Source organism: Pseudoalteromonas sp. SG45-1 (genome assembly GCF_014164135.1).
In the GTDB taxonomy this organism is placed as follows: domain Bacteria; phylum Pseudomonadota; class Gammaproteobacteria; order Enterobacterales; family Alteromonadaceae; genus Pseudoalteromonas; species Pseudoalteromonas distincta.
Map to the genome: position 1 here is coordinate 79,479 of NZ_JACJEP010000013.1, position 14,745 is coordinate 94,223.

15 protein-coding genes are annotated in these 14,745 nt (G+C 38.5%); 10 read left to right on the forward strand and 5 right to left on the reverse strand.

Annotated features, from left to right (window positions below; translation table 11 throughout):
- Both H5117_RS12410 and H5117_RS12415 read right to left on the reverse strand, forming a co-directional pair.
- Positions 1-447 (reverse strand): DoxX family protein, encoded by a 447-nt coding sequence (locus H5117_RS12410; protein ID WP_182738143.1) that lies wholly within the window; start codon positions 445-447, stop codon positions 1-3.
- 483 nt (positions 448-930) lie between these two features.
- Positions 931-2,076 (reverse strand): iron-containing alcohol dehydrogenase, encoded by a 1,146-nt coding sequence (locus H5117_RS12415; RefSeq protein WP_182738145.1) that lies wholly within the window; start codon positions 2,074-2,076, stop codon positions 931-933.
- 185 nt (positions 2,077-2,261) lie between these two features.
- Between H5117_RS12415 and H5117_RS12420 the strand changes: the two genes are divergently transcribed.
- Positions 2,262-3,158 carry an AraC family transcriptional regulator gene (locus H5117_RS12420; protein ID WP_182696153.1) on the forward strand — a complete coding sequence of 299 codons (897 nt, stop codon included), beginning with the start codon at positions 2,262-2,264 and terminating at the stop codon, positions 3,156-3,158.
- 50 nt (positions 3,159-3,208) lie between these two features.
- Here the strand turns inward: H5117_RS12420 and H5117_RS12425 are convergent, their stop codons facing one another.
- Positions 3,209-3,628 carry a VOC family protein gene (locus tag H5117_RS12425; RefSeq protein WP_010554617.1) on the reverse strand — a complete coding sequence of 140 codons (420 nt, stop codon included), beginning with the start codon at positions 3,626-3,628 and terminating at the stop codon, positions 3,209-3,211.
- Between the two features lie 273 nt (positions 3,629-3,901).
- Here H5117_RS12425 and H5117_RS12430 point away from each other — a divergent pair, with 273 nt between their 5' ends.
- From H5117_RS12430 to H5117_RS12455, 6 genes are all read left to right on the forward strand, one after another.
- Complete coding sequence (locus H5117_RS12430; RefSeq protein ID WP_182738196.1) at positions 3,902-4,207, forward strand: hypothetical protein; 306 nt, start codon at positions 3,902-3,904, stop codon at positions 4,205-4,207.
- Positions 4,204-4,593, forward strand: a complete 390-nt coding sequence (locus H5117_RS12435; protein ID WP_182737267.1) for a hypothetical protein — start codon at positions 4,204-4,206, stop codon at positions 4,591-4,593. Before H5117_RS12430 ends, H5117_RS12435 begins: the two co-directional genes overlap by 4 nt.
- A gap of 170 nt (positions 4,594-4,763) precedes the next feature.
- Positions 4,764-5,246, forward strand: coding sequence for a DUF3015 domain-containing protein (locus tag H5117_RS12440; protein ID WP_002962856.1), 483 nt, complete (start codon positions 4,764-4,766; stop codon positions 5,244-5,246).
- Positions 5,247-5,325: 79 nt separating this feature from the next.
- On the forward strand, positions 5,326-7,164 hold the full coding sequence (locus tag H5117_RS12445; RefSeq protein ID WP_182738147.1) for a DUF4105 domain-containing protein: 1,839 nt from the start codon (positions 5,326-5,328) through the stop codon (positions 7,162-7,164).
- Positions 7,165-7,370: 206 nt separating this feature from the next.
- Complete coding sequence (locus H5117_RS12450; RefSeq protein ID WP_024596684.1) at positions 7,371-8,135, forward strand: ABC transporter substrate-binding protein; 765 nt, start codon at positions 7,371-7,373, stop codon at positions 8,133-8,135.
- Between the two features lie 252 nt (positions 8,136-8,387).
- Positions 8,388-9,485 carry a polysaccharide lyase family 7 protein gene (locus H5117_RS12455; protein WP_182738150.1) on the forward strand — a complete coding sequence of 366 codons (1,098 nt, stop codon included), beginning with the start codon at positions 8,388-8,390 and terminating at the stop codon, positions 9,483-9,485.
- Here the strand turns inward: H5117_RS12455 and H5117_RS12460 are convergent, their stop codons facing one another.
- Positions 9,486-9,887, reverse strand: coding sequence for an NUDIX hydrolase (locus H5117_RS12460; protein ID WP_024596686.1), 402 nt, complete (start codon positions 9,885-9,887; stop codon positions 9,486-9,488).
- 186 nt (positions 9,888-10,073) lie between these two features.
- Between H5117_RS12460 and H5117_RS12465 the strand changes: the two genes are divergently transcribed.
- From H5117_RS12465 to H5117_RS12475, 3 genes are all read left to right on the forward strand, one after another.
- A complete protein-coding gene (locus H5117_RS12465) occupies positions 10,074-11,957 on the forward strand; it encodes a propionyl-CoA synthetase (RefSeq protein ID WP_182738152.1) in 1,884 nt (627 codons plus the stop codon).
- Positions 11,958-12,132: 175 nt separating this feature from the next.
- On the forward strand, positions 12,133-12,990 hold the full coding sequence (locus H5117_RS12470) for an MBL fold metallo-hydrolase (protein ID WP_182696148.1): 858 nt from the start codon (positions 12,133-12,135) through the stop codon (positions 12,988-12,990).
- Between the two features lie 216 nt (positions 12,991-13,206).
- Positions 13,207-13,440, forward strand: a complete 234-nt coding sequence (locus H5117_RS12475; RefSeq protein WP_182696147.1) for a hypothetical protein — start codon at positions 13,207-13,209, stop codon at positions 13,438-13,440.
- Between the two features lie 517 nt (positions 13,441-13,957).
- Here the strand turns inward: H5117_RS12475 and H5117_RS12480 are convergent.
- Positions 13,958-14,632: a hypothetical protein gene (locus tag H5117_RS12480; protein ID WP_182738153.1), complete on the reverse strand. Its 675-nt coding sequence runs from the start codon at positions 14,630-14,632 to the stop codon at positions 13,958-13,960.
- Positions 14,633-14,745 lie beyond the last annotated feature (113 nt).

The window sequence follows — 14,745 nt, forward strand, 5'->3', positions numbered from 1 at the left end:
CTATTTATTAGCGAGCTTTTTAGCTAATACGTTATCAAGAGAAAAACTTCCCGCTCCTTGAATTGCTAAAACTAAAGTTACTACAAGTAAAGTTAATGCGTATTCATAGCCATTGTTTGCCATAAATAAGCCATTACTAATATGTACGCTAAAAATAGCAATCAGCATAGTAAAGCCGGCAACTACAGCCGCTGGGCGAGTTAACAAACCAATTGCTAATGCAATGCCACCAAAAAACTCAGCGCTACCTGCCATCATTGCTAACCAATAGCCAGGCTCTAAACCAATACTCGCCATCCATTGGCCTGTACCTTCAAGCCCGTAACCGCCAAACCAAGCAAATAGCTTTTGTGCACCATGCGCCGCTAAAATAAGGCCAACTGGTACTCGTAAAATTAATGCTGCTACGCCTGCTTTTGAGCTAAGTAATGTGTTTAGTAATTTCATGAGTTTTAGTCCTGTTTTAATTTATTTAATCGTTAGGTTTTTCCTAACCGTTGAACACAGTTTACTATCATCATTAAAAAACATTAATACGGAACTCATTGGTTAATTAGCAACGCAGTATTTATAATAACCCATAAAAAAACCGCCAACCCAAAGGTTGACGGTTTTTTATTAACGTATTACTTAGGGCGTGTTGATCTTTGTGGATTGAAATTTCTTCAATCTAGGGGCGATTAAATCGCGGCGCGAGGTTTGTAACCTAGTGGGCTAAGTAAAAACCGAGCAACAAAGAGTTAATCGTCCCTAGAAAGAACCCAAAGGGCAGCGCATGTTTGGTATTTATGATGCGTTATCGCCTATTCATGGGGAATAACCACACTACATAGGCTCCGCCTTGCCTAAAAACCAAACATACTGCTGCAAATTCACCCACCAAAGATCAACACGCCCTAGTATATTTAAGTAAGCGCTTAGCTTTGAAAATTAAGCAACCGCTTGCTCTAAAATTTCGCGGCTTTCTTTAAGCGTAATAGCTTGGTTTTCACCAAGAGCAACCATGCCGTGAGCTTCAAGTTTGCCAATAATATTGTCAATAGCAGCGGCTTTATCATCGCCATGTTCAGTAAGCTGGGTCGCTACGTCGAGGCTGTGGTAAAACGCTTCAATTGCTGCAATTGTTTTCTCTGCTAAGTCTTCAGATTGCTCAAGACCAAATACGTTTTTACCCATTTGCTCAAGCTTTGCTTTTTTAACTGCAAATTGGTTACGTAATAAAGAAGGCTGAACAATAGCAAGTGAACGTGCATGATCAACACCGTAAGCCGCTGTAAGCTCGTGGCCAATCATATGTGTTGCCCAATCTTGCGATACACCAGAACCAATTAAACCATTAAGTGCTTGGTTAGCAGCCCACATAAGGTTTGCACGCCATGCGTCATCTTGGTTTTCAAAGTTATTACCTAAAGTTTTAAGCGTTCTTAAAAGTGCTTCAGCGTAACCTTCTTGAACTAATGCTGTTTCAGGGAATGTTAGGTACTGCTCACAGGTGTGAACCCATGCATCTACTAAACCATTCACAAGTTGGCGCTGCGGTAATGTTTTCATTACATCAGGGTCCATAATCGCAAATTTAGGAAGTACTTCTGGTGATGCAAACGGTAGTTTTTGCTTCGTTGCTTCTTTGCTCACAACTGAGTTTTGGTTAGATTCAGAACCCGTTGCTGGCAATGTTAATATTGCACCGATTGGTAATGCGCTAGTAATAGTATGCTTACCAGTAGGAATATCCCAACCTTCGCCATCATAAACGGCTGATGCGGCAATGTATTTAACGCCGTCGATTACTGAACCGCCGCCTACGCCTAATACAAAGTCGATGTCTTGTTCTTTACAAATTTTTACTGCTTGGTCTAGCACTTCAATTGTTGGGTTAGCGCCAACGCCCGAAAACTCAACCCAGTCAAAGCCTTCAAGTGCTGCTGCAACTTGGTCGTACACGCCGTTCTTTTTAATTGAACCGCCGCCGTACACTACAAGTACTTTTTGATCTTTTGCGATCAAATCAGATAGTGCCGCAATTTGTTGCTGACCGAATTGGATAAGAGTTGGATTTACGTAGCTAAATTTCATTATTTTGCTCCTAGGTGACGGTTAAATACTAAATAGAATGCTTAGTTACTAGCTAAGCCAAATTTCAATGAGTGCATATTAGTAGCAAAACAAACATAAAAAAAGCCCAATTACTCGCAAAAGCTTGCCTAAAACTATCAACATTGTTATTTTACGTAAAATACACTCAATTAAAGATGCCTTTTATGCCCACCATAGCCAATATGTTGCAACAATACGCCGAGCATAATCAATTACTCAGCTTTGAAGGCACCATGGAAACTATCATTCCAGGCGTGTATTTTCATCGAGCAACTAAAAGCTCGCCGCGCCAGCCGCTTATATATAACTCAGGTATTATTATTGTTGGGCAAGGTCATAAAATAATTCACTTTCCTGAACATCAAATAAAATACGGCGCAGGCGACTACTTAGTCCTTGGCGTACCGGTGCCATTAGAGTGTGAAGCATTTACTGATAACGACTTACCCGTTATGGGCATTGCCATAGATATAAACCCTGCAATGCTACACAAACTCGTTAATCAAATAATGCAGCATAAGCCTCTTTCAGCATCATCGTCTTCTGCACAAATTGGCGCAGTACAGTCGGCAACTTTAGATACAGCAATGGAGCTCGTTACTCACCGGTTATTAGCTGTTTTAAATAACCCCATTGAGGCTGACATTTTTGGCGAGGATATAGTAAAAGAATTGGTATATCGCGTACTTTGTGGTCCACAAGGACATACTTTAATAGGGCTTGCTATGCATGATGGGCATTATGCACGTATCGCCCGCACGCTCTCAACTATGCACAGTAGTTATGCCAATCAAATTACGGTTGAAGGGTTAGCTGAAGATGTAAACATGAGCGTATCGTCGTTTCATCGTGCTTTTAGGCAAGTAACGTTTGAATCCCCTCTACAGTATTTAAAAAAAGTACGCTTAGCTAAGGCTAAAGAACTTATAACCACTAGTGGAAGTAAAGCCAACGAAGCTGCATTAAAGGTTGGCTATACCAGCCCATCGCAATTTAGCCGCGAATTTAAACGCCACTTTAATAAAACACCTAGCGAAGTATTAACTCAGTTACATAGCTAGCCCACAAAAAAGCCACTATAAAAGTGGCTTTAAATAGTACGAGTGAAAAACTATACTTTTTTAAATAAAACCTCTGGGTTTACCATGGTTTTCATTTCAAGCACATTGCCATTTGGATCTTCAATAAAAAACGTTTCTTGCTCAAACTCATCACCAATAAAACGGCGGTATGGTTTATCTAGGTATTCAATACCCGCATCTTCAATACGTGTTTTTAACCCGTTAAATTCATCTTCAGATAAGTGAATACCAAAGTGAGGTACTGCTACGGCTCCCATATCAACATCATGGCGAACTGTTGGTAGGCGCTCAACGCTTTGGTGTAAGGTAAGTTCATTGCCCCAAAAATCTATATCTACCCAGCGACCTTCTTCACTATTACCCGTTTTACAGCCTAGTACGTCACAATAAAACGCTTTAGCCACTTTTAAATCGCCAGCCGGAATAGCCAGATGCAAACAGTTAGACATAAATAACCCTTGGTTAACACTTTAATACATTAAATTATCGCCATTATACATAATTTGTGATTTATAGAACATTAACAGCAACGCTATTAAGCATATTTAATACCTAAGAGTCGTTTAAAAAACACGCTTTTTAAATGTGTAATTACTTATAACATTTATTTGTTAGAGAGTATTAGAAAGCGCAAAAGGATTAGTTTAAAATGCGCCGCTATGATTAAATTCTTACTTTTAAAATTCATTACTTTCTTTTTAGGCTTTGTAGCTTGCTTTGCTATGCACACTACTTTTGCACTGCCTTTAGTAATTTCTGCCGCGCTAACGGGGCTTATTGGCTCTTTTATTCCTTTTCCTGCGTGTTATAAAAACCATCCTTATGCTGCAATTTATGCTGGTAGTTTTGCCGGTATGTGTTCAACCCATTTAATTACCAGTTACTGGGAAATTGCTATTATTTCGCTTATTGGCTCAAGTTTGTATGTGCTTACTATGAATATGTTTACAGGCTTTGGTGGCAAACTTGGCAGTGTCGCTTTTGCAAGCGTGGCACTTTTTGTATTAGCTAAAGGAATCGTACTATGAGTATTGAATACCCATTACTTGTACTGCTTGGTGCTTTTTTAACGTTTTACTTAGCTAAACATAGTCGCTTTGATGGTATAAGAGCATCCTCTTCACTTTCTATTATTGCTTACTTAATTTTTAGCGCATTGGATTTAAACCCCGATTTATACGCGATTATATTTTTTGGCGGTACATTTATTGGCATGAGCGCCCCGCATCGTTTTGGTATTTATACGGTAGCAAGCTCATCTGTTTTGTTTTCAATATTATTTGAATTTCTTGTACCAAAACTTGACGGCTACGGTGGTGCACTAGGTATTAGTGCATTTTTATCTGTATGTATTTGCCATACCTGTATTTTGTTAGGTGCCCCAAGAAGTAAAAAACCACCACCAGTTCAATAAAAAATTATTGAACTGGTCTAGTTTCTCCCTGCATTCGCTTTAATATAGTAGAGAAATTAGAGTGTAAAATATTCATGTTTTAAGCTGTTCTTTTTCTCTGCAAGTCTGTTAGAATCTTTCGCGAACTTTATTTACCCTAAATAAAGACAATCATATATGGATTTATGAAAATGAAAAAACTAATCGCAGTAGCTGCACTATCTTTACTACCTTTCTCAAATGCTATGGCTGACCAAGATATTGGTTGTGGTCTTGGTTCTATGTTATTTGCAGGTCAGCAAGGTAAAGGCGTTAAAATTTTAGGCGCTACAACAAACGGTACTTCTGGTAACCAAACTTTTGGTATCACTTTTGGTACTTTAGGTTGTGATGGTACTGGTACAGTAACGTCTTCAGAAAAAATTGCTTTATTCATCGACGGTAACATGGAGCAACTTGCTCGTGATATGTCAAAAGGTGAAGGCGAAACTTTAGCTACTCTAGCTGAAGCTTGGGGTGTTGCAGATCAAGATAAAGCAGCATTCAACGCGCTTGCTCAAGCACAGTTTTCTTCAGTATTTACTTCTGAAAACGTAACTTCGCAAACAGTTTTAGAAAACCTAAACACTGTTCTTGCAAGTAACGCACAACTTGCTTCTTATACTCTTTCTTAATCAGCTAAATTAGCCGGTTTTATACGTATAAATAAAGCCGCTGGAGTATTTCTCTAGCGGCTTTTATTGTTTAGTGATTATGAAAAAAATATTCTTTGTTTTATCAATTGCGCTGTTTAGTACTTACGTAAACGCTCAAAGTTTTAAAAATGACACCTTAGCAACCGACCCTTACTGGTTCAAATTAGGTCATTACCGTGGGGCCACATTAGGTGGTTGGAAAAGTGAAGTAGATAGTGCTGAGTTTTTTTTATCTCCTATAGGTAAAACAAGTCCACTGGACGAACTTGAAGCCACTATAGCCGCATTTAGTGGTAAAAATACTGACCCAAAAACAACACAATCTCACTGTCGGTTTCCAGCACGCTATAAATGGCTAAAAACAAAAATTAAAAATAACTGGCCCGCGCTTAATTGCCCAGAGCTTCAGGCGTGGCAAAAAATAATAAACCCAAAAGGGGTTACGTTAGTTTTTCCTACTGCATTTATGAATAGCCCATCATCAATGTTTGGTCACACCTTACTTCGTATTGATGCAAAAGATCAGACCCGCCATAAAGAGTTGCTCGCATTCGCAGTTAATTTTGCAGCAGAACCAAACGGCTCAGACAATGCAGCTATGTACGCACTAAAAGGCCTGATTGGCAGCTATCCTGGTAAATTTTCGCTTATGCCGTACTATAAAAAAGTACGCGAATATAATGATTTAGAATCTCGTGATATTTGGGAATACAAACTTAACTTATCTGAGCCACAAGTAGAGCTTATTTTATTGCACTTATGGGAGCTACAATCAGCTACATTTGATTACTTTTTTATTGATGAAAACTGCTCCTACCAATTACTTGCATTATTACAACTCGCACAAGAGAACCTTGATTTAACATCGTCATTTAATATGCAAGCTATTCCATCAGATACCGTTGCAATACTAAGAAACAACAACTTACTACAAACACCTAATTACCGCCCTGCTTTTGGCACTAAGCTTTACCATTACTCTACTCAAATGACTAACGAGCAACTTGATGATGCAAGAGAGTTAATGCAAGGTGGCTCCCTCAATACTCGTAATTACTCACAGTCGCAATTAGTCGCAATATTAGAAATGGCGTATGAATGGTTAAATTTTGAATTTTACGATAAAGCATTAAAGCGTGAAGAAATTGCACCGCGACTAACTAAGCTACTACTAATGCGCAGCAAATATAAAGTAGCTTCGCCATTTACTAAGCCAAGTCGTCCTATTGCTTCTCCAGAGCAAGGTCATGGCTCTTCTAAAGTAACGCTTGGAAGAACTGAGTATGCCCATCAAAGTGACTTAACAAGCTTTGCGTATCGCCTTGCATACCATGATTTATTAGATAGCTCAGCTGGATTTATTCCTGGTGCTCAAATTAGCTTTTTTGATATTGAAGGAGCCATAAGCGATAAGGGTAACACGCGACTTGAGCATTTTTATTTATTAGATGCTATGTCACTTGCACCCGATAACCGCGTGTTTGATAGCTGGTCTTGGAACTTTAAAATGGGCTTTGATCGTCAGCCTAATAATAATATTCAACAAGGTCGTTGGTTTGCTAAAGGTGGATACGGAAAATCAATCGGTAACCCAAACACGTTACACGGCTATTTACTTGGCCAAGTTGAATTTAATAATGGTGACATAACAGACAACCTAACAACAGGCATTGGTAGTGAAGCTGGTGCAATATGGCAAATAAATAACAGTCATAAACTCGCTCTTACAGCAAACATAACATGGTTAATAGATGGCCAAGCAGATAAACACAGTGACTTTGCAATAAAGTGGAATTACTCCTTATCACGTAATTTATCTATACGTACTGAACTTAAAAACCAACATTGGTATACAAGTAGTACATCGGCTAAATTTGCAATTCAATACTACTTTTAATCATTGCATATACCCACAAGGGCTCAATTATTTTTACAGCGCTTGTGGGTATATAAAACTTTACTCAATACACGTTCAATTTTCACTTCTTTAATTATGCAATAGACTCTCTACATACCTATTCATTTACTTATTTTATACATTTGAGTATATATTTCAGACAAGACCCTTTAAACTCAAAGTATTGTAGTTAGAAAGATTCTCTTATGTATCTGCGTGTTGTAGTTTTCATTTTCGTTTTTATTTTTTGCAGTAATGTAAGGGCAGTAAGCTCTCTTACTTTTATTGCCGAAGATTTACACCCTTACCATTTTAAAAACAAAAGCGGTGAAGCTGACGGAGCTTCCGTTGATATTGCTAAGGCTGTTTTAAGAGAAGCAAAGCTACAAGCTAAATTTGAAATAATGCCAATGGCACGAGCCTTTCATCAGCTAGCAGCTAATCCAAACACAATTATGCTCTCTTTATTAAAAACTCCCGCTAGGCAAAGTCAGTTTAAATGGTTAGGAGCGGTATACTTTACTGATGCCTACCTAGTTAGTTTAAAAAGCCATAAAGACGAAGTAACTCATTTAAATCATGCAAAATTTTATAAAGTAGGCACTATTCGTGGATATTTGAGTGCCAAATATTTAATAAAGATGGGGTTTGAAGAAGATAAAAATTTAATACTAGCTAGTTATTATCAGCAGGCATGGCAAATGCTTTATAAGGGTAGAACTGACTTTGTCCTTATGAATACACTCACCTTAGATAATGAACTAAAAATGTCAGGGCTCGACCCAGACTTAATAACTAAACGACTTCATTTAGCTGATTTTCCTTCAATACTCTATTTTGCTGCTAATAATCAGCTTGACGATAAAACAGCAAACTTAATCTCGCAGGCATTAAAAACTATAAAAGTAAGTGGCGAATACCAAGCCATTTTAAAAAAGTGGCAACTCCCTCTTCCTCCTTCTATAAATTAAACCTATTTAAATAAGTATATTAGCAAACATCAAGCGCTACCAAATATGATGAAAAACACCTCTGTTTAACAATTTTAAATAACATAATAACGTTAACCAACCCTATTGGTTAACCAAAACACCGTCATTAAAATAACAATTAATTATAAAAAACTACAAATTGGTAAGTTTTAATTTTTAAATTGGTATGTTAGATTGAAGTTAAGCGACGCCTGTACCGCGCAATTTTTACTTCATCACACAGAGACAATAATGATAAAAAATACATCCACATTTAAACTTACGGCTTTAGCCGTTATCACACCTCTACTTTTTACGGCTTGTTCAAGTACCCAAAGCACTAATCAGCAAAGCGATGCGCCGGTACCTGCAACAAAGTTTGATTTATCACACTGGAAAATAAATGTACCAGTTGATTTAAACAACGACGGTAAAATTGATGAAATAGATGTAGAAGAAATTCAGACTTACGCACACCCTGATTTTTTCTATCTTGATGATAAAGGCTACATGGTATTTACCTCCCCTAATAAAGCGCTTACAAGTGCTAACTCTACTAATACCCGTAGTGAACTTAGACAAATGATCCGTGGATCAAATACTAAAATTAAAACTAAACACTCTAAAAACAACTTTGCTTTAGCTGTTCACCCGCTATCTGAACGATTTGGCTCTGTTGGTGGAAAGATGGAAGCAACGTTAAAAGTAGATCACGTTGCGCTACGTGCGACTGATCCTGATAAAAAAGCGGCTTACTCGGTTGTTGTAGGGCAAATTCACGCAGGTAAAGATCAGGCACTTATTGATACCAAGCTTGGTTATGGCTGGGGCAATGAGCCACTTAAAATATATTACAAAAAATGGCCAGGGCATAAAACAGGCTCAGTTTTTTGGAACTACGAACGTAACTTACCTAAAACCAATCCTGACCGTAAAGACATTACTTACCCAGTTTGGGGTAATACATGGGAAAACCCTAACGAGCCTGGCAGTGCCGGTATTGCACTAGGTGAAGAATTTAGCTACACGGTAAATGTGTATAAAAATGTTATGCACCTTACATTTAGCGCACAAGGCAAAGAAGACGTTAACTACTCTATTAACTTAGGTAATAACGTAGATGCTTATGGCAAAGTGGACGAAAAAGACCATCCACATGGTTACGCTGCAGATTGGCATTACTTTAAAGCCGGCGCTTATAACCAATGTAGCACTAAGAGCGCTAAAGGTATTTGGTACCCAGGTTGTTTAGGCACTGGCGATTGGACTACAGATAAACAAAATGGCGATTACGCTCAAGTAAGCTTTAGTAAACTAGAGTTAAGCCCAGCGACACCGCCAACAAAATAACTAGGCTAGTACAGCCTCAGATAAGTAATTTTTTAGTGATGTAAACAATGGCGTTGGTAGATTATTAATATCGCACCAGCGCCACTTTAAACATTTATTAGGCTCTTTAAGCTCAGGCTCTCCGCCTTCAAAATCAGCTTTTACATACAACGTAATATAGTGTTTGTTCTCTGCTGTAAAAATATCATTGGTAAAATCAAGCTTAGTAACTTTACTTACCTTTAAACCTGTTTCTTCAAACACTTCTCGTATTGCACATTGTTCAACACTTTCACCAAACTCTAAATGTCCACCAGGTGTTGCCCATGTATTAGCACCATGCGCGCCAATGCGCTCACCTAGTAAAATTGTGTTTTGATGCTTTATGATAACCGCAACCCCTACTCTTACTACGTTACTCATATCGTATTTTCTCTTATTTTTACTGCCCGCCATGCTGAACCACACGCTTTATGTTGTCAATTTTGTATTTTTAAAACCAGTGTATTGATTAACTTTTAGCCGACCAAGGTCGAATAGCTTGCTTGCTAAAAAAAGCCTACATTTTGTAAGGTCTCTCACACACAAATTTAGTTTTAGGAGCCTTACATGTCAGGCAAATATAAACAGCAATATAATGGTTTTAAACAAAACCCAGCCCAATTTTGGCTCGAACAAAGTAAAAATATTCCGTGGTATAACCCCCCCACAAAAGCATACACACAAGACGACGACGGGCTTTACCATTGGTTTAGTGACGGGCAATTAAACACCAGTTTTTTAGCACTAGACCAACACGTTATTGCCGGATTTGGCGAGCAAACTGCACTGATTTACGACTCCCCAGTCACTAATACAAAGCAAACTTATAGCTACTCACAACTACAACAAGAAGTTGCTAGATTTGCAGGCGTAATACAATCGTTAGGTGTTACAAAAGGCGACCGCGTTGTTATTTATATGCCAATGATCCCACAAGCTGTTATTGGTATGTTGGCGTGCGCTCGTCTTGGTGCTATTCATTCGGTGGTATTTGGTGGGTTTGCTGCACACGAATTAGCTGTACGCATTGATGATGCCAAGCCCAAACTTATACTTAGCGCCTCATGCGGTGTTGAAGTAAACAGCGTTATTGAATACCAACCACTTATTGATAACGCAATAGACTTAGCTGCGCACAAAGTAGAACACTGCGTTATTTATCAGCGTCCACAAGTAACCGCCACTCTTAAGCCTAAACGAGACATAGATTGGACTCAGGCAATGCAAACGGCTGCAAGCGCAGATCCGGTGCCTGTAAATGGAGATGATCCGCTTTATATTTTATATACCTCAGGCACGACAGGCACACCCAAAGGCGTAGTACGCGAAAATGGCGGTCACGCAGTGGCAATGCAATACAGCATGGCAACCGTTTATGGTATGAAGCCCGGCGACGTATTTTGGGCAGCGTCTGACATTGGCTGGGTAGTTGGGCACTCTTATATAGTTTACGCACCGCTAATGTATCGCTGCGCGACCGTATTATATGAAGGTAAACCCGTTAAAACGCCCGATGCTAGTGCATTTTGGCGCGTGGTAGAAGAATATAAAGTAAATGCATTATTTAGTGCCCCCACCGCCTTTAGAGCAATCAAAAAAGAAGATCCCAATGCCGATGGCTTTAATCAATACGATACCTCAAGCTTAAAACGTTTATTTTTAGCTGGCGAGCGGTTAGATCCTCCCACTTATGAGTGGCTTAAAGAAAAAACCAAACTGCCAGTGCTCGATCATTGGTGGCAAACAGAAACCGGCTGGGCTATTGCTTGTAACCCTGTAGGGCTTGAGTACTTAGCAATAAAACCTGGCAGCTCTACCGTGCCTACTCCAGGTTTTGACGTGCGGATATTAGATATGGATGGCAATGAATGCGCAGCTAACGAGCAAGGCGCCGTGGTAATTAAACTGCCACTTCCACCGGGTTGCCTACCAACAATTTGGCAAGATACCCCGCGCTTTAAAGCAAGCTACCTAAATGAATACGAGGGTTATTATTTATCTGGCGATGGTGGTTATATTGATGAAGACGGCTACCTATTTATTATGGGCAGAACCGACGACGTTATAAATGTAGCAGGCCATAGGCTTTCTACCGGCGAAATGGAAGAGATAGTAGCCGCGCACCCTGCTGTTGCTGAATGCGCTGTTTTTGGTGTGAACGATCCTCTAAAGGGGCAACTTCCTATGGGAATGATCGTGCTTAAAAATGATTTTATGGGCTCAAGTACCGACGTAGAACAAGCGCTTGTTTTAAGTGTTCGTAATCAGATTGGCGCTATTGCGTGCCTTAAAAATATAGTTAGCGTAGATAGGTTACCTAAAACTCGCTCGGGTAAAATACTGCGTAAAAATTTGCGCCAACTAGTCGATGGCGAAGAGCTACAAATACCTTCAACCATAGATGATGCCAGCATCTTTGAAGAAATAAACCAACAACTAACGCAAAGATAAACCCAACCAAGCTATCTAAAGCCATTTTTATAATGGCTTTTTATTTCATCCTTATATTTGATCCTTTTACTTAAGCTTAAGCTTTAATTTAACCAATAGCTGAAATTTTTTACTGCTTAATGCTTTCTTCTTTTAATAGCGTTATTAATTTAATCAATTTAAAAAGGAATGGTGTATGCCCCGCTTGCTACAAAAACTATTAACCACAGCCCTATTGTTTATAGGCTTTGCCACACAAGCCTATGAAATAGAAGACTTAGGAGATGGCTTACACCGCTTTATAGACGACAGACACCGCTCAGTATTTTTAATCACTCCTGAGGGTGCAATAGTTACCGACCCACTTAATAAAAAAGCCGCCACGTGGTTAAAGGAGCAAATTAAAACTCGCTATAACGTACCGGTAAAATATGTTGTATATAGCCATAATCACAGCGATCATATTTACGGCGCCGAAGTATTCAAAAGCCCGCACACCACTTTTGTGGCGCATAAACTCGCCGCGCAAGATATTAAAAACACACAAATGAAAACGGTAATGCCCAGCCTTACTTTTGATAACGAGCTACTACTTACCCTTGGTGATTCAACAGTAAAGCTTAACTACCATGGTCCAAACGATGGTCGTGGTTCGGTTAGTATATTATTCGAAAAGCAAAAAACCTTGTTTGTGGTTGATTGGATTGTTATTGGCAGAATGCCGTGGCAAAAACTGTGGAGTTACGATATTCAAGGCATGATTAACTCAACTCAAGCGGTACTCAAATATGACTTTAATACTTTTGTAGGCGGACATGCCGATATTGGCAGTAAAGCAGATGTAGCGCGTTACTTAAGTTATTTAGAGCTTTTGTATAGCCAAGTAACCGCAGGCGTTTTAGCCGGTAATACGCTTGACGAAATTAAACAAAATGTAAAATTAGACCAATTTAGTGACTTTAAACAGTTTGATGCATGGTTACCACTTAACATAGAAGGCGTGTACGAGCGTTTAATGGAAGAGTCTGGTATGGGTTGGCGCAGCGATTTATAAGTTTGAACTCAGTGGACTAAGCTCTGAGCTCTAAACTCAATATTGTAAGCATTGGTATTGGCGTATTTAACGCAGTACCAATGTACTTATTAATTAGTTAAATAGACGTCAAAAGCCATATAAGTCACCTTTACAATATCCTTACGTTTGCTTACAGCACTATACAAAAAAAAGTTTATCCTAGGCTTTGTGTTAAGCTACATAGGACTAATAAACATGAACTTATCTTTAAAAGTAGTTTTAGTAATGACGACCGCGCTTATTATGAGCGGCTGCACAGTATATCAACATGGTCCCAGTGCGCATAAACCACATAAAAAAGTCGTTAAAGTAGTTACGCCTGCTTTAGTAACTGAGCACAACTCTCCCAACATTGTGATCGTAAAAGCCAAGCCCACAAAACAAGCCTGCACTAAACACGATGATCATTGGCATTGTAAGGCTCGATAAAAACTCTTTGATTGAGTAAAATTAGCAATCTAAACGTTACTAATATCCGCTTGCGATCTTATTTTCAGCTACTTCCATACTTTTCTAAAATACTGAAAAAACCTGACTAGCAAAACTCGAAAGCATGGTTAATTAGCGTTCATACTTTTAATTTCCTCTATTGTGTACGGAAGGCTCTTCCTATGCGCGACTGAGTAGTAATTAGAGCATAACGGGATCAAATCTTTTATTGGGCAAACTACATTATTTTTAGTTATGTCATATCCAGTTAAAGCTCCTTTAAGTTCGCCTTTAACATAAGCATGGAGTATTTTCATTGTTTCGTAGCCACCACCTCTTTCAGGAGCAACTATTTTTAATACATTTCCTGAATCCAGCGATGGCTCTTAGACTCAACGAGAAAAGACTTTAAAACTTTAAACTCGATATCCTCCATAAGACTTCCGTGAGCTAATTAATAGCAGCAAGAGCAGGTTTACTTTAAGTGCTTTAAAACCGTTCATATTGATTGTTTATGCTAGATTTTTTCAGAATAGAACTTAAGGAAACGATAGTAAAACTCGGCTCTCCCACTATCACAAGATACTACCAAACTTCCGTCATATAAGTATTTAAGTGCATTTTCAACCGAAGCTTCAATTAAGTCTACCAACATCACAGGATTGACAATCGTAGACATGCTGTTATTTAGGTTATTAAAATCACCATCCCATGGTATGTCTGGATACTTTATCAAATCATCTGAATTTTTATCAAATACGAAACTATGATTTGGTTGGTTAGGTCGTTCAGCTTTCGATAAACATGATGCCGTATGCAAAAATGAATTTCTTAATGCATATAATGTTTTTGTATCTCTATCATTCTCAGAAAAACCACAAAAATAATATAGAGACTTTTTTATTGAGCTTGCATTAATGTCACTATAAGTAGGGATATCACTTCTTGAATAACAAAAACCAAGCTGATCTAAAACAGTGAATGCTGAAGCAAGGGGTAGAAAATTCTGAGAATATCTATAAAATTTAGCGTGCCTGATCTCTCCTATAACTAAAGGAAGAACAGATTGTATTTGTCCATGCTTTATGTCGTTATAGTCTCGAGCATTTAGATGAACAAATGCTAGTTCATTAAAAGTAAGCTCTTTTAGAACCTTATCTTTAATTGAATTATAATAGTCGATATATTGCATGTTACTCCATTAACCCTAATAATTTAGTAGCACATAATTCACGTGTATTTCCATTCGCGCTACACTCGCATCCTTTCTATTTATAGTTTTAGCAAATTACTTAACACATTACT

Coding starts and splice junctions, on each gene's coding strand:
- H5117_RS12480 (WP_182738153.1), bottom strand. CDS start 14,632: ATGCAATATATCGACTATTATAATTCAATTAAAGATAAGGTTCTAAAA.
- H5117_RS12465 (WP_182738152.1), top strand. CDS start 10,074: ATGTCAGGCAAATATAAACAGCAATATAATGGTTTTAAACAAAACCCA.
- H5117_RS12455 (WP_182738150.1), top strand. CDS start 8,388: ATGATAAAAAATACATCCACATTTAAACTTACGGCTTTAGCCGTTATC.
- H5117_RS12475 (WP_182696147.1), top strand. CDS start 13,207: ATGAACTTATCTTTAAAAGTAGTTTTAGTAATGACGACCGCGCTTATT.
- H5117_RS12430 (WP_182738196.1), top strand. CDS start 3,902: ATGCACACTACTTTTGCACTGCCTTTAGTAATTTCTGCCGCGCTAACG.
- H5117_RS12445 (WP_182738147.1), top strand. CDS start 5,326: ATGAAAAAAATATTCTTTGTTTTATCAATTGCGCTGTTTAGTACTTAC.
- H5117_RS12435 (WP_182737267.1), top strand. CDS start 4,204: ATGAGTATTGAATACCCATTACTTGTACTGCTTGGTGCTTTTTTAACG.
- H5117_RS12460 (WP_024596686.1), bottom strand. CDS start 9,887: ATGAGTAACGTAGTAAGAGTAGGGGTTGCGGTTATCATAAAGCATCAA.
- H5117_RS12425 (WP_010554617.1), bottom strand. CDS start 3,628: ATGTCTAACTGTTTGCATCTGGCTATTCCGGCTGGCGATTTAAAAGTG.
- H5117_RS12420 (WP_182696153.1), top strand. CDS start 2,262: ATGCCCACCATAGCCAATATGTTGCAACAATACGCCGAGCATAATCAA.
- H5117_RS12410 (WP_182738143.1), bottom strand. CDS start 447: ATGAAATTACTAAACACATTACTTAGCTCAAAAGCAGGCGTAGCAGCA.
- H5117_RS12470 (WP_182696148.1), top strand. CDS start 12,133: ATGCCCCGCTTGCTACAAAAACTATTAACCACAGCCCTATTGTTTATA.
- H5117_RS12415 (WP_182738145.1), bottom strand. CDS start 2,076: ATGAAATTTAGCTACGTAAATCCAACTCTTATCCAATTCGGTCAGCAA.
- H5117_RS12440 (WP_002962856.1), top strand. CDS start 4,764: ATGAAAAAACTAATCGCAGTAGCTGCACTATCTTTACTACCTTTCTCA.
- H5117_RS12450 (WP_024596684.1), top strand. CDS start 7,371: ATGTATCTGCGTGTTGTAGTTTTCATTTTCGTTTTTATTTTTTGCAGT.